18 protein-coding genes are annotated in these 21,688 nt (G+C 68.1%); 11 read left to right on the top strand and 7 right to left on the bottom strand.

Annotation, left to right across the window (positions count from 1 at the left end):
- Nucleotides 1-3: 3 nt before the first annotated feature.
- The 4 genes from xdhB (at nucleotide 4) to VIM12_RS17895 (ending at nucleotide 5,838) form a co-directional block, all read left to right on the top strand.
- The gene (gene xdhB / locus VIM12_RS17910) at nucleotides 4-2,346 is read left to right on the top strand and encodes a xanthine dehydrogenase molybdopterin binding subunit (RefSeq protein ID WP_331943189.1); all 2,343 of its coding nucleotides are present in this window, start codon (nucleotides 4-6) and stop codon (nucleotides 2,344-2,346) included.
- Entirely contained in the window at nucleotides 2,343-3,368 is a 1,026-nt protein-coding gene (gene xdhC, locus VIM12_RS17905; RefSeq protein WP_331943187.1) for a xanthine dehydrogenase accessory protein XdhC, read from the top strand. Before xdhB ends, xdhC begins: the two co-directional genes overlap by 4 nt.
- A gap of 40 nt (nucleotides 3,369-3,408) precedes the next feature.
- Nucleotides 3,409-4,755, top strand: a complete 1,347-nt coding sequence (guaD, locus tag VIM12_RS17900; protein WP_331943880.1) for a guanine deaminase — start codon at nucleotides 3,409-3,411, stop codon at nucleotides 4,753-4,755.
- 459 nt (nucleotides 4,756-5,214) lie between these two features.
- Nucleotides 5,215-5,838, top strand: a complete 624-nt coding sequence (locus VIM12_RS17895; protein ID WP_331943185.1) for a hypothetical protein — start codon at nucleotides 5,215-5,217, stop codon at nucleotides 5,836-5,838.
- On the opposite strand, the gene VIM12_RS17890 is transcribed toward VIM12_RS17895, so the two are convergent.
- From VIM12_RS17890 to VIM12_RS17875, 4 genes are all read right to left on the bottom strand, one after another.
- Complete coding sequence (locus tag VIM12_RS17890) at nucleotides 5,817-6,218, bottom strand: hypothetical protein (protein ID WP_331943183.1); 402 nt, start codon at nucleotides 6,216-6,218, stop codon at nucleotides 5,817-5,819. The two genes, VIM12_RS17895 and VIM12_RS17890, sit on opposite strands and share 22 nt — an antisense overlap.
- A gap of 13 nt (nucleotides 6,219-6,231) precedes the next feature.
- Nucleotides 6,232-6,861: an FABP family protein gene (locus VIM12_RS17885; RefSeq protein ID WP_331943181.1), complete on the bottom strand. Its 630-nt coding sequence runs from the start codon at nucleotides 6,859-6,861 to the stop codon at nucleotides 6,232-6,234.
- 63 nt (nucleotides 6,862-6,924) lie between these two features.
- Complete coding sequence (locus tag VIM12_RS17880) at nucleotides 6,925-7,389, bottom strand: DUF2269 domain-containing protein (RefSeq protein WP_331943179.1); 465 nt, start codon at nucleotides 7,387-7,389, stop codon at nucleotides 6,925-6,927.
- Entirely contained in the window at nucleotides 7,389-8,669 is a 1,281-nt protein-coding gene (locus VIM12_RS17875) for an SDR family oxidoreductase (RefSeq protein WP_331943878.1), read from the bottom strand. Before VIM12_RS17875 ends, VIM12_RS17880 begins: the two co-directional genes overlap by 1 nt.
- A gap of 120 nt (nucleotides 8,670-8,789) precedes the next feature.
- Here VIM12_RS17875 and VIM12_RS17870 point away from each other — a divergent pair, with 120 nt between their 5' ends.
- Nucleotides 8,790-9,260 carry a hypothetical protein gene (locus tag VIM12_RS17870; RefSeq protein ID WP_331943177.1) on the top strand — a complete coding sequence of 157 codons (471 nt, stop codon included), beginning with the start codon at nucleotides 8,790-8,792 and terminating at the stop codon, nucleotides 9,258-9,260.
- Between the two features lie 29 nt (nucleotides 9,261-9,289).
- Nucleotides 9,290-9,979 carry an intradiol ring-cleavage dioxygenase gene (locus VIM12_RS17865; RefSeq protein ID WP_331943175.1) on the top strand — a complete coding sequence of 230 codons (690 nt, stop codon included), beginning with the start codon at nucleotides 9,290-9,292 and terminating at the stop codon, nucleotides 9,977-9,979.
- Nucleotides 9,980-9,997: 18 nt separating this feature from the next.
- Here VIM12_RS17865 and VIM12_RS17860 read toward each other — a convergent pair whose 3' ends face one another.
- Both VIM12_RS17860 and VIM12_RS17855 read right to left on the bottom strand, forming a co-directional pair.
- On the bottom strand, nucleotides 9,998-11,623 hold the full coding sequence (locus tag VIM12_RS17860) for an aromatic amino acid ammonia-lyase (RefSeq protein ID WP_331943173.1): 1,626 nt from the start codon (nucleotides 11,621-11,623) through the stop codon (nucleotides 9,998-10,000).
- A gap of 41 nt (nucleotides 11,624-11,664) precedes the next feature.
- Complete coding sequence (locus VIM12_RS17855; RefSeq protein WP_331943171.1) at nucleotides 11,665-12,888, bottom strand: urate hydroxylase PuuD; 1,224 nt, start codon at nucleotides 12,886-12,888, stop codon at nucleotides 11,665-11,667.
- 198 nt (nucleotides 12,889-13,086) lie between these two features.
- Between VIM12_RS17855 and VIM12_RS17850 the strand changes: the two genes are divergently transcribed.
- The 3 genes from VIM12_RS17850 to VIM12_RS17840 all read left to right on the top strand — a co-directional run bounded on the left by VIM12_RS17850 (nucleotide 13,087) and on the right by VIM12_RS17840 (nucleotide 16,865).
- Nucleotides 13,087-14,025, top strand: a complete 939-nt coding sequence (locus VIM12_RS17850) for a LysR family transcriptional regulator (protein WP_331943169.1) — start codon at nucleotides 13,087-13,089, stop codon at nucleotides 14,023-14,025.
- Nucleotides 14,026-14,148: 123 nt separating this feature from the next.
- Nucleotides 14,149-15,114 carry an allantoinase PuuE gene (gene puuE, locus VIM12_RS17845; RefSeq protein WP_331943167.1) on the top strand — a complete coding sequence of 322 codons (966 nt, stop codon included), beginning with the start codon at nucleotides 14,149-14,151 and terminating at the stop codon, nucleotides 15,112-15,114.
- A complete protein-coding gene (locus VIM12_RS17840; RefSeq protein WP_331943165.1) occupies nucleotides 15,111-16,865 on the top strand; it encodes an allantoate amidohydrolase in 1,755 nt (584 codons plus the stop codon). The genes puuE and VIM12_RS17840 overlap by 4 nt, the downstream gene beginning before the upstream one ends.
- A 22-nt stretch (nucleotides 16,866-16,887) precedes the next feature.
- On the opposite strand, the gene VIM12_RS17835 is transcribed toward VIM12_RS17840, so the two are convergent.
- Nucleotides 16,888-18,153, bottom strand: coding sequence for a glycerate kinase (locus VIM12_RS17835; protein ID WP_331943163.1), 1,266 nt, complete (start codon nucleotides 18,151-18,153; stop codon nucleotides 16,888-16,890).
- A 264-nt stretch (nucleotides 18,154-18,417) separates the two neighbouring features.
- Between VIM12_RS17835 and VIM12_RS17830 the strand changes: the two genes are divergently transcribed.
- Entirely contained in the window at nucleotides 18,418-20,589 is a 2,172-nt protein-coding gene (locus VIM12_RS17830; RefSeq protein WP_331943161.1) for a CHASE domain-containing protein, read from the top strand.
- A 56-nt stretch (nucleotides 20,590-20,645) separates the two neighbouring features.
- A complete protein-coding gene (locus tag VIM12_RS17825) occupies nucleotides 20,646-21,344 on the top strand; it encodes a type 1 glutamine amidotransferase domain-containing protein (RefSeq protein WP_331943159.1) in 699 nt (232 codons plus the stop codon).
- The last annotated feature ends 344 nt before the right edge of the window (nucleotides 21,345-21,688 follow it).

Raw genomic sequence — 21,688 nt, 5'->3', positions numbered from 1 at the left:
ATCATGAACAGACCCGAATCCCTCGCGGCGCTGGCGCCCCCGGCCTGGAGCCAGGCCGGCAAGCCGCATCCGCACGAGTCGGCGCGGCTGCATGTGCTCGGCGAAGCGACGTATACCGACGACATCCCGGAACTGCACGGCACCCTGCACGCGGCGCTCGGCCTGTCGCAAAAGGCCCATGCGAAGCTGCGCGCCGTCGACCTGGACGCCGTCAGGCAGGCACACGGCGTGGTGGCGGTGTACACCGCCCGTGACATCCCCGGCTTCAACGACTGCGGCCCGATCATTCATGACGACCCGATCCTGGCCGACGGCCTGGTCCAGTACGTCGGACAGCCGATCTTCATCGTGGTGGCCGACACCCACGACAACGCGCGCCGCGCCGCGCGCCTGGCGCAGGTCGACTACGAGGAGCTCCCTGCCATCCTCACGCCGCAACAGGCCAAGCAGGCGCAGTCGCTGGTGCTGCCGCCGATGCGGCTCGCCCGCGGCGACTTCCAGCGCGCCTATGCGCAGGCGCCGCACCGGCTGAAGGGAGCGCTGCATGTGGGCGGCCAGGAGCAGTTCTACCTGGAGGGCCAGATTTCGTATGCGGTGCCCAGGGAAGACCGCACCATGCACGTCTGGTGCTCTACCCAGCATCCGTCGGAGATGCAGCATGTGATCGCGCACGCGCTTGGCCTGCACTCCCATCACGTCACCGTGGAATGCCGGCGCATGGGCGGCGGTTTTGGCGGCAAGGAATCGCAGTCCGCGCTGTGGGCGGCGGCGGCGGCGATCAGCGCGGCTCGGCTCGGGCGCCCGGTCAAGCTGCGCGCGGATCGCGACGACGACATGCTGGTGACCGGCAAGCGCCATTGCTTCCACTATGAATACGAGATCGGCTACGACGACGACGGCCGCATTGCTGCCGCCCGTGTCGAAATGGTGTCGCGCGCCGGCTTCTCCGCCGACCTCTCGGGGCCGGTCGCCACGCGCGCCGTCTGCCATTTCGACAATGCCTACTACCTGTCCGACGTGGACATCCTGGCCCTGTGCGGCAAGACCCATACGCAGTCGAACACCGCGTTCCGCGGCTTCGGCGGGCCGCAGGGCGCAATCGCGATCGAATACGTGATCGACGAGATCGCGCGCAATCTCGGCAAGGATGCGCTCGACGTGCGGCGCATCAACTTCTACGGCCGCGGCGCCGCCGAGGGGCGCAACCTCACGCCCTACGGCCAGAAGGTGGTGGACAACGTGATCCACGAACTGGTCGCGCAGCTGGAGACCGACAGCGGCTATCGTGAACGGCGCGCCGCCACCCGGCGCTTCAACGCCTCTAGCCCGGTGCTGAAGAAGGGCATGGCGGTCACGCCGGTCAAGTTCGGCATCTCGTTCAACCTGCCGCACCTGAACCAGGCGGGGGCGCTGGTGCACGTCTACGTGGATGGCTCGGTGCTGGTCAACCACGGCGGCACCGAGATGGGCCAGGGCATCAACACCAAGGTGGCGCAGGTGGTCGCGCACGAGCTGGGGCTCGACCTCTCGCGGGTACGCGCCACCGCGACCGACACCAGCAAGGTCGCCAACACCTCCGCGACGGCCGCGTCCACCGGCGCCGACCTCAACGGCAAGGCGGCGCAGGACGCCGCACGCAGAATACGCGAGCGGCTGGCGGCCTTCGCCGCGCAGCTGTACCAGGTCGCCCCCGAGGAGGTGCGCTTCGCCGACAATCACGTGCATGCCGGCGGCAGCGCCGAGCCGTTTCCCTCGCTGGTGCGCCGCGCCTACAACGCGCGGGTGCAGCTCTGGTCCGACGGCTTCTACGCCACGCCCGGCCTGAGCTGGGATGCGTCGACGATGACCGGCAGCCCGTTCTATTACTTCGCGTACGGCGCGGCGGTGGCCGAGGTCGTGGTCGACACCCTGACCGGCGAATGGAAACTGCTGCGCGCCGATGTGCTGTACGACGCCGGCAAGTCGCTCAATCCGGCCATCGACATCGGGCAGGTGGAAGGCGGCTTCATCCAGGGCATGGGCTGGCTGACATCGGAGGAGCTGTGGTGGAACGCGGCAGGGAGGCTGATGACCCATGCCCCTTCCACCTACAAGATACCGGCCGTGTCGGACTGCCCGTCCGCGTTCCATGTCAGGCTGTTCGAGAACAGCAACGTCGCCGACAGCATCCACCGGTCAAAGGCGGTCGGCGAGCCGCCGCTGCTGCTTCCTTTTTCCGTCTTCTTCGCGATCCGCGATGCCATCGCCGCCGTCGGCGACTACCGCCACAATCCGCCGCTGCAGGCACCGGCGACGCCGGAGGCGATCCTGGATGCGGTGGATGCGGTGCGGGCGGCGGCGACATGAACGACTGGCTGCAAGCGCTGCTCGCGCTCGGCGAACGCGGCGTGCCGGCGGTGCTGGTCACGGTCGCCGGTATTGCAGGTTCCTGCCCGCGGGAACCCGGCGCCAAGATGCTGGTGAGCGCGCATGGACAATTCGACACGATAGGCGGCGGCCACCTCGAACTGCGCGCGGTCGAACTGGCGCGCGCGATGCTGGCCGGCGGCGAGGCGCGCCAACTGGCCCGCTTTCCGCTCGGACCGGCGCTCGGCCAGTGCTGCGGCGGCGTCGTGCATCTCGCGTTCGAGCTGGTCGATCCGGCCACCCTGCCCCTGTTCCGCGGGCTGCATGCGCGCTGGCAGGGGCGCCAGGACAGCTGGCGCCTGGTTGCGCTGGACGGCGGGGCGGCAGCGCTGCTGGACGAGGACGGGCGCCTGCTGGCAGGCACCCCCGGCACGCCGCAGCCCGGCGCCGCCTCATCCACCGAACTGCTGCGCGACGCCGGTGGCGGCCGCTGGCTTGCCGACGCCTGCCGCGCGTTTCGCCCGCATCTGCTACTCTTCGGCGCGGGCCATGTCGGCGCGGCCATCGTGCGCGCGCTGGGAGAGCTTCCCTGCCACGTCACCTGGGTGGATGAACGGGAGGAACTGTTCCCGCCGTCGCTGCCGCCCAATACGGTGGCCGAAGTCACCGATACGCCGGAAGCCCTGGTCGCCGCCGCCGCGCCGGGCGCCAGCTACCTGGTCATGACCCACAGCCATGCGCTGGACCAACGCCTCTGCGAAGCCATCCTGCGCCGCGCGGATGCCGGATGGGTCGGCCTGATCGGCTCGCACACCAAGCGGATGCAGTTCGAGCACCGCCTGCGCGAACGCGGCGTCCCGGCCGCAGCCCTGGAGACGATGGTGTGCCCCATCGGCCTGCCCGGCATCGACGGCAAGCAACCCGCGGTGATCGCCGCGTCGGTATGTGCCCAGCTGCTGCAGGCGTGGGAGGCGCAGCAGGCGGCCGCAAGCGGCGTCGAGGCGCGCCCCGCCCACGCCTGAGAACCAACCAACACGATACCGGCCTCGGCCGAGGAACATGATGATGTCAATACCCTTCCCCGCCGGCTGCCAGGCCTACCGCGCCAGCATCCTGCATTTCAACGACGACCCCGCGTTCAGCGGGCAGGCCCACGCGTGGCACGAGGACGGCCTGCTGGTCGTGGCCGACGGCCGCGTGCTGGCCGCCGGCGACCATGTCCGGCTGCACCCGGCCTTGCCGCCCGACGCTGTCGTGCACGACTACCGGGGAAAACTCATCGTTCCCGGCTTCATCGACACCCACATCCACTATCCGCAGACCGACATGATCGCGTCGCCGGCCGAGGGATTGCTGCCCTGGCTCGAGACCTACACCTTCCCGAACGAAAGCAGGTTCAAGGATCCCGAACATGCGGCCGAAGTCGCCCGCTTCTTCCTCGATGAGCTGCTGCGATGCGGCACCACCACCGCCATGGTGTACTGCACCGTGCACAAGGAATCGGCCGACGCCTTCTTCGAGGAGAGTCACAGGCGCAACCTGCGCATGGTGGCAGGCAAGATCCTGATGGACCGCAACTGCCCGGACTTCCTGCGCGACACGGCGGAAGGCGGGGTGCGGGACAGCGAGGACCTGATCCGGCGCTGGCACAACAAGGGACGCCAGCTGTATGCCATCACGCCGCGCTTCGCACCGACCTCCACCGAAGCGCAGCTGCAACTTGCCGGCGAACTGGCGCGCGCCTACCCGGACACCTTCCTGCAGACCCATGTCGCCGAGAACACGGATGAAGTCGACTGGGTGAAGTCCCTGTTCCCCGCTTCGCGCAGCTATCTCGACGTCTACGACAGCTATGGCATGATGCGCCCGCGCGCGATGTACGCGCACTGCATCTGGCTGGACGAGCACGACCGCACGCGCATGCGCGAAACACAGTCGGCGGCGTCGATCTGTCCCACCTCCAACCTGTTCCTCGGCAGCGGCCTGTTCGACTTCGCCCGCGCCGATGCCGCCCGGGTACCGCTGTCGCTCGCGACCGATGTCGGCGGCGGCACCGCGTTCTCCATGCTGCAGACCATGAATGCGGTGTACAAGGTGGCGCGCATGGGCGGCACCTACCTGCCGGCGCTGCGCATGTTCTACCTTGCCACGCTCGGCGGCGCACGGAGCATGCAGCTGGAAGGCACGATAGGCGGATTTTCCGCAGGCGCGGAAGCGGACTTCATTGTGCTCGATCCGCAGGCGACGCCGCTGCTGGCGCGGCGGACGGCGCGCACCGAGAGCCTGGAGGAATTGCTGTTCGCATTTGCGCTGCTGGGGGATGACCGGGCGGTGGCTGCGACGTACAGCGGCGGACGGGCCGTGCATGTGCGAGAAAGGCAGGCCGCCGGGCTGACGGGCCGGGGGTAGACGCCGCTTCGATTGGAACCGCGGCCCGCGCGAAGGCACAAACGATTTTGCTCTCGCGCTTGCCTGCCCTCTCCCGTGATCGCTCCCGCTACAGCCGTGGCTGTCGTCGCTTCCGACCGCGGCCTTGACGACACCGCCGCCGGCGCGGCGTCTGACGCCGGTCGGCGGCCCGCAAGTTCCGGTCCGAGGCACAGGCCGGCCTCCGCCTGTGCCGTCATGGCCTGCGTGGCGAGCGGCCGCTCGGCGGACGCCAGGCTGCGCAGGCGCTGGTCGGCGCCGGAACTCGAAGGCGCGCGTTCGACAGCCGGCGCCGCCAGCGACGTCGTCAGCGGAGCGCCCGCGCAATCGGATCCCGGCGCCGTCCCGGCCTGCGAGGTATGGCCCGGGGCGTTCAACCTGCTTTTCGCCACTGACGCACTCCGCTATGTCCGCGCGGACCTGTACTGCAGGGAAGGCGCCGTGAAATCCTGGAACAAGTTCAGCATGTTCAAGGACCCGCTCGAGGAAAACCTGCGTCTTCGCCGGGCAGAGCACGAGGACCCTTCGCTCGGCGCTCCGCAGTCCGTGGATACGCGCCCGTTCTCGAGCCGTGTCTGGCGCGCGCGCAGCCAGGTCTGCGATTCGCTGGCCCAAGCGGCGGAGGACAAGCTATCGGAGCTGGACCCGGCGTTGCACATCTCGCGGCTTGGGCTCGGCGGTCTGCACGCGGTGACGCTGGTCGGCTTGCTTCCGGATGGCATGCTGGGAAAAAGCATGAGGGAATGGCCGTCAGACATTGCGATTTGCGATCCTTGGGCAAACATCGCCTGTCCTGCTAACCAGTATCCGGACCGTTTCAGAAGCAAGATGGCGCAGTGGCACGACAATGGGAAATTGATATTCTTCCGTTCGCAGTGGCGCAGCCCACTTGATCCCGAATGGCTCGGCCTGGTCGACGGCCAACGCATGCTGCTCGTCCGGTCGGAACGCCCCGACGGTGCCGTTGTGTTCGCGGACCAGCACTGGCATGCCGGGCCCGCAGGCGTGGCGGAGGCTTCATCCGCCTCCATGTCTTTCCACCCTCAGTACTTCCTCACCCTGTAGTCATGCCGTGGCACGATGCGCGTGGCCGCGACCAGCGGGCTCAGGCCTAGCACGAGTGCCGTCAAGGCGTCCCCCGGCAGCGACCAGATCTGCGACGGCGGCGCCGGCACCCGCGTGGCGGCGGTGATCAACGGCCCCACCCACTCCGCCTCCGGCGTCACGTCGAGCAGCACGTCGCCGTCGGCATTCGTATGCAGGTAGATCTCGCCGCCATGCGCGAGGATGAAGCAAATGCCGCAGCCGGTGGTGTTCCTCGGATCCACCGCCCGCTGCAGGTCGCGGTTGTAGCTGTCTATCCAGGCTTCGACGTCGTAGGTGGTGTGCAGCGCGATCCAGGGCCGTTCCGGCTGCAGCGCGGGGCTGTCGTCCGTGTTCTCCATTTCCGGTCTCATCTCACCCGCGCACCGCGGGGTTGGGCAAGGGCTCGCCGACCCGGTGCAAGGTGTTGCGGTCCTTGTGGTGGAAAGGCTCCTGCTGGCCGCGGATCATCATCACGACGTCTTCGTCGTAGGACCAGGTGCCGTCGTCGTTGATGGTTACCTTGATCCTGTATTCCAGCGTGTCGAACGCATGGGCGATGAACGGGTTGGAGCAGATGCCGAAACTGGCATGGCCCTTGGTGGCGACCAGCTCGAAGCTGGCGGCGTCGGCCGCCGCCTGTCCGACCGCCATGGCGACCTGCCCGCGCGGGATCGCCACCGTCTGGATGATGCTGCCGGTCGCCGGCTCCCACAGGAAGTAGCCGATCTGGTCATGGTAGGTCTTGGCCTCGCCCGGCTTGCGCGCGTGCTGGTGGTAGCGCAAGCCGTAGAACAGCTGCGGCCCGTTGGTCTGGGGATCGATCGGCTGCAGCTCGAAGCGCTCCACGAAGGCCTGCTTGCGCGCGCCGTCGGCCTTGGGCTTGATGTCCAGCCCGCGCGTGCCTTCCCAGACGCCGGCCATGCCGCGCAGCGGGCCGAGGTTGGCGAGGGTATCGGGGTCGAAGCGGGGTTCGGTGTAGATATCCTTGGAGAATTCAGTCATGGCAGGTGCGGAAAGTCGATGCGGCCATCATCTTACGCGAACTTGCCTTTCCTGCCGGGCCGCTCACGCCGGCTTGGCTACCATCAGGTAGAAGATGATCACGAAGGCGAAGAACGCCGGGATGCCGAGCAGCACCCAGATCCGCAGGTAGCGCCAGTATTCGGGCGGCAGCGGCTGGCCGGCGGCGGCGGCCCGTGCCGCCACGTCCCGCAGCCGCATCTGCAGCCACACCACCGGCAGCCAGCAGGCGATGGCGAGCGCGTACAGGCCGATCGACCACATGATCCAGCGGCTGTTCATCGGGAAGCCGGCGGTCCGGATCAGCAGCCAGCCGGTCAGCGGCTGGATGACCGCCGTCGTCGCCGTGAACAGCCAGTCGGCGATCACCACGTAGCGGGTGACGAAGGCGACCGCCCGCACGTCGCGCGCGAGGCTGGCAAACAGCATGTAGAAGGCGGAGCCGACCCCGGTGCCGAACAGGAACGTCGAGGACATGATATGCAGCCACTTCAGGGTCACGTAGTCCATCAGCGTTTTTCCTCCAGTTCGAACAGCAGCCAGATCGCCGCCAGCATTGGCAGGTTCTTCAGCAACGGGCCATAGGGATGCAACCAGAACTCCGGCAGGCGCCAGGTGATGATGAAGGTGTAGAACAGGATCAGCGCGAATTGCGCCAGCCACAGTCGTCGCCGCCATTTCCCGCGCAGGGCCAGGGTGCCGACGCCGAATGCGAAGTCGAGCAGCGCCGCGCCGTACAGCATCAGCGGCTGCAGCACCGGCGGGATGCCGGTACGCCCCAGCAGCGCATAGCTGTCCTGCACCGGATACAGGCCGAGCGACACGATGCCGGTCACGATCCAGACCAGTGCGATGCTGATGCGCAGCAGCGGCAGCAGCCAGCCGAGCTGCGCGCGCAGGCGGACCGACGGAACGTCGGCCGCGGGAATGAACCGCTCGAGCGGCCGCGGCGACCTTCCCAGCAATGCGGTCAGCGGCGCCGCGTTGCCGGTATTGCCGCGTTCGAGCATCTGCAGGGTTTCCGGGTCCAGCAGGCTGGACGGCAGCCGACTGCCGGCGGCGGCGCCCAGCCTGACCAGCGGCATCGGCGTCGGCACGAAGAGCGCCCGCCCCATGCCCATCGCCCGCCGCAGGCCGCCGAAGAAATCGCGCAATGCCATCGGCCGGGGACCGACGACCGGCACGGTCAGGCTGCCCTCCCGCGGGGCCGCCTCCAGGGCCGCCACGACGGACGCGACCACGTCGTCGAGATGCACCGGCTGCACCTGCTGCCGACCCGCGCCGGGCAGCCCGACCAGCGGCAGGCTGGCGATGGTGGTGAACAGCCGGGCGCTGGTGCCGCCGGCGCCGAAGACCAGCGACGGCTGGATGATCACCGACGGCAGCGGCAGGCTGCGCAGGAAGTCGTCCGCCCGCTTCTTGCTCAAGTGGTATTGGCTTTGCGCCTGCGCGTCCGCGCCGAGCGCCGAGACCTGGACCACCCGCTGCACCCCCGCCTCGACGCAGGCGGCAAACAGGGCGCGCGGCGCGCGGTCATGAATGGCCTCGAAGGTCTGGCCGCCGGTTTCGCGGATGATGCCGACGGCGTTGATCACCGCGTCGACGCCGGCCAGGCGGGGCAGCCAATCGGCCGCCGCGAAGTCGCGTGTGAAATCCGCCTGGACATGGCGGAAACGGGCATCGTGCAGGCGGGACGGGTCGCGCACCGCGCATACCACCTCGTGTCCGGCCGCCGCCAGCGCGTCCGCCACGTGTCTTCCGATGAAGCCGCTTGCGCCGGTGAGCAGCACGACCAAGATGTTCTCCCTGTTGACGGGAACCGGTTTCCCTCTTTCTGCGTCACAAATAGTACAACTACGACCGGGAAGCCCAGCCCCGAGTTCATCCACCTCCAGCCGCGAAGGAAAACCATGAAAACCTGGCGCCAGGCGCTGGGCGACGCGATCCTTTCAGGAAGCAGCGCCAGCATCCTCTCGACCATTGCCATCAGCCGCCGCGGCCGGAAGGAAAGCGGCTCGTCCTATGCGCCGACCAACGCCACCAGCCACTGGCTGTGGGGCGAGCGGGCCAAGCGGCGGGACGGGCCGAGCGGGCGCTACACGGCGCTGGGCTACGGCATCCACCACGCGTCCGCCACCTTCTGGGCTGTTTTCTACGAGAAATGGTTTGGCGAGCGCGCGGACCGGGGCGAACTGGCCGTCGCCGCCGGCGGCGCCGCGACCGTGGCGGCCCTGGCCTGCTTCGTCGACTACAAGGTGGTCCCCCAGCGCCTGAATCCCGGCTACGAGGCCCACCTGTCCCGGCCATCGCTGTTCCTGGTGTACGCCGCCTTCGGCGCCGGCCTCCTGCTGCACAGCGCCGCGCGCAGCCGCCGGCGCTAAAATCCCCCTGTTCTACCAAGGAGGAATGCATGATGAAGGACGCACCCAGCCAGGCGCGACGCCGCACCCTGATCGCCCTCGCCGCCGCGGTGGCCGCGCCGCGCGGTCAGGCGCAACCCGCACCGGCCGGCCGCCCGGCCTGCGTGATCACCGCGGAACAGACCGAGGGCCCGTACTTCCTCGACCACCGGCTCAACCGCAGCGACCTGCGCAGCGATCCGTCGGACGGCAGCCGGCGCAACGGCGTGCCGCTGGCGCTGCAACTGCGCGTGCAGGCGGCCGAAGCGACCGTCTGCACGCCCTTGAAGGGAGCGATCGTGCATGTCTGGCACGCCGACGCGGACGGCAACTACTCCGGCATCGACGGCAGCCGCTCGATGTACCTGCGCGGCTACCAGCGTACCGATGCCAACGGCATCGCGCGCTTCCGCACCATCTATCCGGGCTGGTATCCCGGCCGCACGGTGCACATCCACTTCAAGGTGATCGCGCGCGGCAAGAACGGAAAGCCGTACGAGCTCACCTCGCAGCTCTACTTCGACGACGCCGTCACCGACAGCGTGATGGCGCAGGCGCCCTACGCCAGGCGCAGCCCGCGCGACCGCATCAACCGGTCGGACGGCATCTACCGCCGCAGCGGGCGGGAGCTGATGCTCGCCCTGCGCGAGCAGGGCAAGGGCTATGCAGGATCGTTCGACGTCGGCGTCCAGCTCGGCTAGCAGGGACCCGGCCGGACCTCAGGCAAAGCTGCCGATCTTCTTCTCCACGGCGTTGCGCACCGAGCCGGTCTGCACGAAGGAACGCGCGACCGCGATGTCGTCATGGAACCAGCGGTCGCCGTCGAGGCAGGCCGGGATCTGGCGGCGAATCTCGTCATACGCCGCCTGCGTGCCCTGCCCCAGCACGAAGCCCGGCAGCAGCGGTTCGGTCAGCGTTAGGCCCTGCGCGGCGACGAGCATCTCGACGCCGACGATGTACTGGGTGTTGGCCACGACGGTCGCCGCCTTGCGCGCGCACCAGGTGGAATTGGAGATATGGTCTTCGCTGTTCCCCTTGGCCGGGATGCTGTCGACGCTGCCCGGCATGCACAGGGTCCGGTTCTCCATCACCAGCGCGCTCATCGAGCATTGCACTACCGGGTAGCCGGTGTTGACGCCCCGGATGCCGGTCATCAGGTTGCGCGGCAATCCCCAGGACAGCGTCGGGTCGATCAGGCGCGCGATGCGGCGCTCGCAGATGCTGCCCAGGTCGGTCACCGCCATCGCCAGCAGATCCATTGCCTGCGCCAGGTACTGGCCGTGGAAATTGCCGCCGGAGATGATCTCGAAGCCGCCGCCCTCCTTGTCGAAGATCAGCGGGTTGTCGGTGGCGGCGTTGATTTCATTGCCGATGATGGTGTCGACGTAGGCGAGCGCGTCGAACACCGGGCCGTAGACCTGCGGCGCGCAGCGCAGCGAGTACACGTCCTGGATGCGCGGCGTGTACGGGATGTCGGTGCGCCGCGACTCCTCCGGGAACTGGACGGCGCGGGCGGCGTGGGTGGTACGGGTGGAACCCTGCAGCAGCTTGCGGACGATGGCCGCGGTGCGCACCTGGCCGGGATGCGGACGCGCGCGGTGGATGCGCTCGTCGAAGGCGGACATTTCGGCCCGCAGCGCCTCCAGCGTGAGGCCGAGCGACAGGCAGGCGTCCGCCAGCATGTCGCGCGCATCGCGGGCGGCCAGCACGGCGACGGCCAGCGACACGGTGCAGCCGTTGATCAGGGCCGACGCATCCTTGGCCTTGAGCGCGAACGCGACCGGGGCGATGCCGGCCTGCGCGATCGCTTCGGGCGCGGTCATGCGCTGGCCGCGGTAGATCACCTCGGCCTGCGGAAAACCGGCGATCGCCGCCGCCAGGTAGGCCAGGGGCGCGAGGTCGCCGGACGCTCCGACGGAGCCCTTCTGCGGCATCACCGGATGAATGCCGGCATTCAGGAAGTCCAGCAACCGGTCCACCACCTCGACCCGCGGCGCCGAGTAGTTGCTGGCAAACGCATTCGCGCGCAGCAGCATGGTGGCGCGGCTGACCTCTTCCGGGAACGGCTCGCCCATGCCGGCGGCATGCGCCTTGATCATCTGCGTCTGGAACAGGCCGATGTGCTCGACCTTGATCCGGGTGTCCTTCAGCAGGCCGACGCCGGTATTGAAGCTGTACATCATCGGCGCCTCGTCGTGCATCCAGGTCGACTCGATGTAGTCGCGGCTCTGCTTCAGCGCGGCGCGGGAGGAATCCGCAAGGCCGACGCGGAGGGAAGGATCGCGCGCGATCGCGACGACCTGTTCCGCGGTGAGGGTGAATCCGTCAATAAGCAAGGTAGTCATTATGTTTCCGTTGTCCGTGTGATTGTCCTGCGCGGCCTGCCTCAGCGGGCGCCGGCCTCGAACCAGCGCGCGACCAGCGCGCGCTCTTCGTCCGTCATCCCGGTCAGGTTCCCGAGCGGCATGGCCTTCAGCTGCACCGTCTGCTGGTAGACCCGCTGCGCATGCTGGCGCACCAGGTCCGGCGTATGCAGCATCACGCCTGCCGGCGCCGACGCAAAGCCCGGCTGCGTCGGCCGGTCGGCATGGCAGGTCGCGCAGCGTTGGGCAATCACCGGCTGCAGCGCCGCCGCGTCCACCTTTGCTGCCGCTGCTGCGGGACCCGCCTGCGGCGCCTGCATCGGCGGCCGCGGCGCGATGGCGACGGCCAGGCCGAACAGCAGCGCCGTGCCGGCGGCCGGATAGCCCCAGGCGATGCGGCCCTTGTGCCTCAGGTTGAAGAAATGGCGGATCAACACGCCGGCCGCCATGATCACCGCCAGCACCAGCCAGTTGTAGCGATGGTTGTAGGTCATCGCATAGTGGTTGCTGATCATGATGAACAGCACCGGCAGCGTGAAGTAGTTGTTGTGGACGCTGCGCTGCTTGCCGCGCAGCCCGTGGACCGGGTCGGGCGCCCTGCCCGCCTTCATCGCCTCGACCATCTTGCGCTGGCCGGGGATGATCAGCATCAGCACGTTGCCCACCATGATGGTGCCGATCATGGCGCCGACGTGCAGGTAGGCCGCGCGCCCGCTGAGCAGCGTCGACAGGATGTAGGCGGCAAGCACGATCAGCAGGAACATCACAATGCCGAGCAGGCCTTCCCGGCTGCCGAGCGGGGACCGGCACAGCAGGTCGTAGACGGTCCAGCCGATCACCAGCGTGCCCAGCCCGACGGCGACTGCCTGCCAGGGCGCGAGGTCGGCCACCGAGCGGTCTATCATCATCGCCGATGCGTTGAAGTAGTACACGATGACGAGCAGCGCGAAGCCTGACAGCCAGGTGCTGTACGCCTCCCATTTGAACCAGTGCAGGTCCTGCGGCAGCTGCTTCGGCGCCACCAGGTATTTCTGCGGATTGTAGAACCCGCCCCCGTGCACCGCCCACAGCTCGCCGGACACGCCGGCCTTCTCAAGGTCGGAGCCGGGCCTGGGCGGGCGGATCGTATTGTCGAGCCAGACGAAATAGAAGGAGGCGCCGATCCAGGCGATGCCGGTGATGACGTGCAGCCAGCGCACCAGCAGGTTCAGCCATTCAACGCCGTAGTTGAGCAGCAAGGCTTCCATGCATTCCCCATGTGAAAGCTCGTCTGCCTCCGCGGGCGCTTCAGACGAGGGGGGAAGCATGCTTTCCCCGGTGGTCGCGCACTGTCGAAAGCGCCGCTGCGACCAATAGACCCGATGTCGAAGATAGCGTTTCCGCTAGCTACCGACATCGGCCATCAAGTATATTTGAAATACGAGAATCCTTATAAGAGGAAAGCCATGGCAGGCTTGCCGGACCACCTGGATATCCACCTGATACGCATCCTGTACCTGCTGTTGTCGGAAAAAAACGTTTCCCGGGTCGCGCTGAAACTCAACCAGCCCCAGCCATCCATCTCGGCCTCGCTGCGCAAGCTGCGCGAGCTGACCGGGGACCCCCTGCTGGTGCGCGGCGCCCGCGGCATGGTACCGACGCAGCACGGCGAAAGCCTGATGAAGCCGGCCAAGCGCATCCTCGACGAAGCCGAGCGCCTGTTCACGCAGAAGGTCGCCTTCGCGCCGCAGCAGCAGGCGCGCAGCTTCCACATCGCCGCACCCGACTACCTCGACAGCCAGTTCCTGCCCAGCGTCGTTGCCGCCGTAAGGCGGGAATCGCCGAAGAGCCGGGTGGTGATCCACGGCCTGGGGCCGGAGATCAACTACCTGAAGCTGCTGTCCGACGGCGAACTCGACATCGTCATCGCCAACTGGGATGAGCCGCCGGCCCACCTGCACATGTCCAAGCTGTTCGAGGACGAGATCGCCTGCATGATGCGGGCCGACTGCGCGTACGCGCTGCGCACCGACCCCGACAAGATGAGCTTGCCGGACTACCTGTCGCTGCCGCACGTGGCGCCGTCGCAGATGCTGCCCGGGTACTACGGCGTGATCGAGTCCTGGCTCGACAAGCAGGGACTGCACCGCAACGTGGTGGTGGAGTCGGCGTATTTCGGGATGATTCCGTATATGCTGACCCGCACCGACCTGGTGATGACGACCGGTCGCCAGTTCATGCGTTTCTACGAGAAGAACCTGCCGCTGAAGGTCTTCAAGGTGCCGGTCAAGTTTCCGCCGATGCGCTTCTACCAGCTCTGGCACCAGCGCGTGCACCAGGCGCCGGAGCACAAGTGGCTGCGCGAACTGGTGGGCAGCACCGCGCGCGCGCTGTTGTCGAGATAGCAGCGCAGCAGGGCCCGGTATATCCGGCCGGCCAGCCCTGTTATCAGCGTCGCCATATATCGCCGGCGGCAGCACGCTTTACCATCCGTCTCATCCCTCATTCCATCCCGCGCAAGGCCATCCGTGTCCGATACCTACAGCAACTATCCCCGCGACCTGAAGGGCTACGGCCCGAAGCCGCCGCATGCCAGGTGGCCCGGCGGCGCCCGCATCGCCGTCCAGTTCGTGCTCAATTACGAGGAGGGCGGCGAGAACTGCGTGCTGCACGGGGACAGGGCGTCGGAGACCTTCCTGTCCGAGATCATCGGCGCGCAGGCGTTCGAGATGCGGCACATGAGCATGGAATCGATCTATGAATACGGTGCACGCGCCGGGCTCTGGCGGCTGCTGCGGATGTTCGAGGCACGCCGCATGCCGCTCACCGTGTTCGGCGTCGCGATGGCGCTCAAGCGCAACCCGGAGGCGGTGTCCGCCTTCCTCCAGCTGGACCACGAGATCGCCTGCCATGGACTGCGCTGGATCAGCTACCAGCAGGTGGACGAGGCGACCGAGCGGGCGCACATGCGGGAGGCGGTGCAGATCATCCGCGAGATGACCGGCGCCGCGCCGCTCGGCTGGTACACCGGCCGCGACTCGCCCAACACCCGGCGGCTGGTGATGGAGCACGGCGGCTTTGTCTACGACGCCGACTGCTACGGCGACGACCTGCCCTTCTGGGAGCAGGTGCGTTTCACCGACGCCGACGGCCGGCCGGCGGTCCGGCCGCAACTGATCGTACCCTACACGCTCGATGCCAACGACATGCGGTTCGCCGCGATGCAGGGCTTCAATTCCGGCACCCAGTTCTTCGACTACCTGAAGGACGCGTTCGACGTGCTGTACCAGGAAGGCGACCCGGAAGGCCTGGACCGGCCGAAGATGATGTCGGTCGGCCTGCATTGCAGGCTGGCGGGACGCCCCGGCCGTGCGGCGGCGCTGGCCCGTTTTCTCGACTATGTGCAGTCGCATGACAAGGTGTGGGTCGCCCGGCGCATCGACATCGCACGGCACTGGCGCGCCACCCACCCTTTCGCGGAGCAGCCGGCATGACGCTTACCCTCGAACAGCTCAACGGCTGCAGCGCAGAGGCTTTCTCGGCGGCGCTGCACGGCATCTATGAACACTCGCCCTGGATTCCCGCCGGGGCCGCGGCGGCCCGTCCGTTTGCCTCGCTGGACGCCCTCAAGCAGGCCTTGCAGCGCACGGTCGCCGCGGCGGGCGAGCAGGCGCAGCTCGACCTGATCCGGGCGCATCCGGAACTCGCGGGCAAGGCGGCGATTGCCGGCGCACTGACGAAGGAATCGACGGGGGAGCAGGCGAACGCCGGCCTGCACCAATGCAGCCCGGAGGAGTTCGAGACGCTGCACCGGCTGAACGCCGGGTACAACGCGAAGTTCGGCTTTCCTTTCATACTTGCCGTGAAAGGTCCGCTGGGCACCGGGCTTGCGCGGCAGGAGATCATCGCCACCTTCGCACGGCGCGTGAACAACGGCCGTGCGGACGAGATGGCGGAAGCGCTGCGGCAGATCCATCGCATCGCCGAGTTGCGCCTGAACGCGCTGTTCGGCCATGTGCCGGCGCTCGGCAACACCATCATGGCATGGGCGGAGACGCTGGGCGCGTGGAGCGACGACGCCCAGGGACTGACCTGCGCCTACCTGACCGCCGCCCACCGCAAGACCGCGGCGCAGCTCGCGGCATGGATGCGCGAGGCCGGCATGGAGGTGCACATCGACGCGGTCGGCAACGTGGTCGGGCGCTATGCCTCGGACCGGCCGGATGCGCGCACGCTGATGACCGGGTCGCACTATGACACCGTGCGCAACGGCGGCAAGTACGACGGCCGCGAAGGCATCCTGCTGCCGATCGCGGTCGTGCGCCACCTGCACGCGCGCGGCGAGCGCCTGCCCTTCCATCTCGAGGTCGTCGGCTTTTCGGAAGAGGAAGGCGTGCGGTTCAGGAGCACTTTCCTGGGCAGCAACGCCATCGCCGGACGCTTCGACATGGGCTTGCTGGACCGGCGGGATGCGGAAGGCGCCAGCATGCGCGCCGCGTTGCTCGACGCCGGCCACGATCCGGGCGCCATCGCCGCGATCGCGCGCCGTCCGGAAGACCTGCTCGGCTTTGTCGAAGTGCATATCGAACAGGGACCGGTACTGCTGGAGCACGGGTTGCCGGTCGGCGTCGTGACCGCCATCGCCGGCAGTAGCCGCTACCAGCTGTCGCTGGACGGGGTCGCGAGTCATGCCGGCACCACGCCGATGGCGATGCGCCGGGACGCCGCGGCGGCGGCGGCCGAGATCGTGCTGTTCGTCGAGCGGCGCTGCGCGCAGGCGCCGTCGCTGGTCGGCACCGTCGGCCAGCTGCACGTGCCCGGCGGATCCGTCAACGTGGTGCCGGGGGCCTGCCGGCTGTCGCTCGATATCCGCGCGGCGGACGACGCGACGCGCGACGCCGCGGTCGCCGACATCCTGCGGGAGGTCGAGGGCATCTGTGCCCGGCGCGGGATCGCATGGCGCCTGGAGCCGCTGCTGACGGCCGCGGCCGTGCCCTGCGCGCCCTGGCTGATGGACCAGCTAGCCGGTGCCGTCCGCCGTGCCGGCGTCGAACCCTTCCTGCTCAGCTCGGGGGCCGGCCATGATGCGATGGCGATGGCGGCGGTTACGGACGTGGCCATGCTGTTCACCCGCTGCGGGAATGGCGGCATCAGCCACAACCCGCTGGAGACGATGACCGCCGACGATGCCGACCTGTCGGCCCGCGTCTTCCTCGACTTCCTCCGCCATTTCCGGCCGCGCTGACGCCGTCCGGCGACGCGGCCGGCTACAGGATAAGGATTGCCCGGAAGTCGTTGACGTTGGTGCGGGTCGGGCCGCTGACCACCAGGTCGCCCAGCGCTGCGAAGAAGGCGTAGCCGTCGTTATTGTCGAGCATCGCCCTCGGCCGCAGGCCGCGTTCCAGCGCGCGGCGCAGGGTGTCGGGCCCGTACAGCGCGCCCGCATTGTCCTCGGAGCCGTCGATGCCGTCGGTGTCGCACGCGAGCGCATGCACCCCGTCGAGTCCGTCGAGCGCCGCCGCCAGGCTGAGCAGGAATTCGACGTTGCGCCCGCCGCGTCCGTCGCCGCGCACGGTGACGGTGGTCTCGCCGCCCGACAGCAGCACGCAGGGGCGGGGAAACGGCTGGTTGCGCAGGGCGACCTGGCGCGCAAGGGCGGCGTGCACCAGTCCGACGTCGCGCGCCTCGCCCTCGATGTCGTCGGACAGGATGAATGGCGTGATGCCGGCGCGCCTGGCCACCTCCGCCGCCGCGTCCAGCGCCTGCTGGGCCGTGGCCGTCACATGATGGGTATTGCGGGCGAAGCGCGCGTCTCCCGGTTTCGGCGTCTCGCCGTCGCCCGACAGCAGGTGTCGCTCCACTGCTTCCGGTATCTCGATGTGATACTTGCGCAGGATGGCGAGCGCCTCCCCGCAGGTGGTCGGGTCGGGCAGGGTCGGGCCGCTGGCGATCACGCCGGGATCGTCGCCGGGCACATCGGAAATCAGCAGCGTGATCACCCTGGCCGGCGCACACGCCAGCGCAAGGCGGCCGCCCTTGATGGCCGACAGGTGCTTGCGCACGCAGTTCATCTCGCCGATATTCGCGCCGCTCCGCAGCAGCGCCTTGTTGATCGCCTGCTTCTGCTCCAGGCTGATGCCCGGCGCGGGCAACGCCAGCAGCGCCGAGCCGCCTCCGGAAATCAGGCACAGCACCAGGTCCTCCTCCCGCAGCCCCCGCACCAGCCCCATCATGCGGCCCGCCGCCTCGCGCCCGGCTTCGTCGGGTACCGGATGTGCCGCTTCCACCACTTCGATGCGCCGGCAGTCGCTGCCGTGCCCGTAGCGCGTCACGACCAGGCCCCCGATCTCGCCCTGCCAGTGGTCCTCCACGGTCTTGGCCATGGCGGCGGCGCCCTTGCCCGCGCCGATCACGATCGTGCGTCCCGTTGGCGGCGGCGGCAGGAAGTCCGGCAGGCAGCGCGCGGGGCTGACCGCCTCCACCGCGGCGGCATACATGTCAAGCAGGAGACGGCGGGGATCGACGGTCGGCATGGCGGACGGGCTGCACGGGTTGAAGACCAGGTAATTCTATTCGCAAGTCGCGATGCCGCGCCGGATTTCGTCGCGCCGCCCGGCCTCTTGCATAAGGGCACGGGGTTTGACCGGCCTCAAGCTGCAAAAGCCCGGCACCGGGATGCCGGAAGCGGTGGCAAGGGCCAAGGCCGGGCGCGGGCGACGCGGCAGGCGCCATCGGCGGCAAACCGTAATACACTGGCAGGGTGCGCCGCGAACGGCGATAAGACCTGACGACCCGAGATGCGAATTTCCAAGCGCTTTTTCATGTCGCTGTTCACCTCCACTGCATGGTGGTTCGGCGTGGCAGTCTCCCTGATGCTGTACCTGCTCGTCGTTCGCGTGGTCGATGAAAAGACCGAGGCGCAATTCAACTATCACGCGGACAATGCCCGCCTCTCCATCCAGACCCGCGTGCGCTCCCACGTCGACGTGCTGCGCGGCGCCGCCGCGCTGTTCGCCTCCCGGAACGATGTCAGCCGCGCCGAATTCGTCGCCTATGTCCGCCAGCTCGACCTGGAAAAAAGCTTCCCCGGCATCGACAACCTGAACTTCGCCCAACGGGTCACCGAAGCCGGGATCGACGACTTTGTCGCAGCCGTGCGCAACGACACGAGCATCGCGCCGGGCGGCTACCCGTCCTTCGACATCCGTCCCGCCGGCCGGCGGGACGAGTACGAGATACTGACCTATCTCGAACCGACCAGCGCCGACGACGCCGCCTTCGGCCTCGACCTGATGGCGAACCCGCGGGCGGCCGACGCCTTGTCGGTCTCGCGCGATTCCGGACAGATCACGTCATCCGGACGGTTGATCCACATGAAGCTGCCGCAGGACCACGTCGGCTTGGCGATCCGCATTCCGCTGTACCGCAGCGCGATGCCGCTGGAAACCGTCGCCGACCGCCGCAATGCCTACCTCGGATCGGTCGGCGCCGGCATCGACCTCACGCTGCTGATGGCGGGCGCGCTGGATGAGCACACGCTGGCGAACATGCGGGTAAGGGTGTTCGACGGCGGCACCGGCAGGCAGCCGGTCAGCGGCACGGTCGATCCCGAGCGCCTGCTGTTCGACAGCGGCGCCGGCGTCGATCCCGCGGCGCATGACGCCCATGTCAGGCGGGTGATGCTGAACGTCGGCCCGCGCATCTGGGAAGCCGAATTCAGCGCCGGGCGCCACGCCTTCGCCAGCGACTTCGACCTGACGCTGCCCTGGATCATGCTGATCGGCGGGATTGCCGGCAGTACCCTTCTCTACGCGATCTACTACTCGATGATGACCGCCCGCGGCCGCGCGGTGGAACTCGCCCGCGAGATGACGCACGACCTGCGCAACAGCGAGGCAAGCCTGGCGGAAGCGCAGCACATGGCCCATCTCGGCAGCTGGACGCTGGAGCCGAACACCAAGACGATGCACTGGTCGGCGGAGACCAGCCGCATCTTCGGCATGAGCCATTTCCGCACGCACCAGAAATACGACGACTTCCTGCGCCGCGTGCATGCGGACGACCGCCAGGTCGTGCGCGCCGGCCTCAACCGCGCCCTCGCCGGCGAGGAGGAGTTCAACGCGGAACACCGCATCTCCCGCCTCGACGGCAGCACGCGCTGGGTGCACCTGATCGCTCGCCTCGGCCACGACGGGCAGATGCCGCTACTGCGCGGCACCATCATGGACATCAGCGACCGCAAGGAGACCGTGGAGGCGCTGCAGCGCTCGCGCGAGCTGCTGCGCGAGCTGACCGCCTACCAGGACCGGGTGAAGGAGGAGGAGCGCAAGCGGATTGCACGCGAGATCCACGACGAGCTCGGGCAGACGCTGCTGGCGCTACGCATCGATGTATCGATGCTGGAGGCGCGCACCGCGCGCGGTCATCCGCGGCTGAACGAGAAGGTGCGCAGCGCGCTGGAGCAGATCGATGCGACGGTCAGGACGATCCGGACCATCATCAACAACCTGCGCCCGGCGGTGCTCGACCTCGGCCTGACCGCCGCCTTCGAGTGGCAGGTCGCCGAATTCCGCCGGCGCACCGGCATCGGCTGCGAGCTGCGGATGGACGAGCGCGACCTCGAGGTCGACGACAACCTGGCCACATCCCTCTTCCGCATCCTGCAGGAATCGCTGACCAACGTGATCCGCCATGCGAACGCGACCTATGTCCTGGTCGACCTGTACCAGGCGGATGCGCAGCTGGTGCTGAAGATCACCGACAACGGCATCGGGATCGTGCCGACCCAGCGCAAGTCCGGCAACTCGTTCGGCCTGGTCGGCGTCGAGGAACGGGTGCATGCGTTGAACGGCGAGTTCCGGATCGACAGCGCGCCCGGCAGGGGCACTACCCTGATCATTCACATTCCGCTCGGCCAGCCATTGCCGGAGGCGCCGCCGAGCCTGGTGGACGACACCGCGGCCGGATGAACTTCCGCCTGCACGCGATATCTACCAGCGTATTGCCTACCTAACAAGGAAAAAAGATGAATATCCTGTTCGTCCTGACCTCCCATGACCAACTCGGCGACACCGGCAAGAAGACCGGCTTCTGGCTGGAAGAACTTGCAGCGCCCTACTATGTGTTCAAGGATGCCGGCGCGCATGTGACGCTGGCCTCGCCCAAGGGCGGCCGGCCGCCGCTCGATCCGAAAAGCGACGAACCCGATTCGCAGACCGAGGCCACCCGGCGCTTCCAGGCGGACAAGCAGGCGCAAGAGGCGCTGGCCAATACCGTGCTGCTGTCCAGCGTCTCCCACGAGGAATTCGACGCCGTGTTCTATCCCGGCGGTCACGGGCCGCTCTGGGACCTGACGAATGATGCCGACTCGCTGACCATGATCCAGAGCATGTTTGCCGCCGGCAAGCCGGTTGCGGCGGTCTGCCATGCCCCGGGTGTACTGCGTCACGCGAAGCGCCACGACGGCAAGCCGCTGGTCGAGGGACGCCACGTCACCGGCTTCACCAACACGGAGGAGGAAGCGGCCGGCCTGACGAAGGTCGTGCCTTTCCTGGTCGAGGATGCGCTGCGGCAGAGCGGCGGCAATTATTCGAAGGGGCCGGACTGGTCGTCCTACGTGCAGATCGACGGCATGCTGATCACGGGCCAGAATCCCGCTTCCTCCGTCGAGGCAGCACAGGCAGTGCTGAAATTGCTGGCGGAACAGAAGCAGCAGAAGCAGTAGGCAGCAAGGACCGCGTCCGGGACGGGACGGCGTGATCGCCTTCCCGCGTTGCAGGATTCGGAAAATCCTCCGCCTGCGGATACTCGCCACCGGCCGCGGTGTCCCCGCCCGGCGGCAGCGCGCCGCAGCGCGATACAGCCTGGCAGCTCAGGCCAGGAAACGCGGCGGCTGTCAGCTCTGCCGAAGGAGCGGCACGCGTTGGCAGCCGACTTCTTGCCTGAACGTCAGGCTGCACAATACACATTGTGCTGGCAGCAACCGTGACGGCGGTGACGCCGTGACAACCCTCCCGCTGCCGGTTTTTGCACATTGCAAACACCGGAACAAATCCCCGTTTTTGTCGA

The organism is Noviherbaspirillum sp., from assembly GCF_036563305.1.
Lineage (GTDB): Bacteria > Pseudomonadota > Gammaproteobacteria > Burkholderiales > Burkholderiaceae_D > Noviherbaspirillum.
The sequence above is the reverse complement of the archived record's forward strand: the minus strand, read 5'-3'. Positions and strand labels throughout refer to the sequence as shown.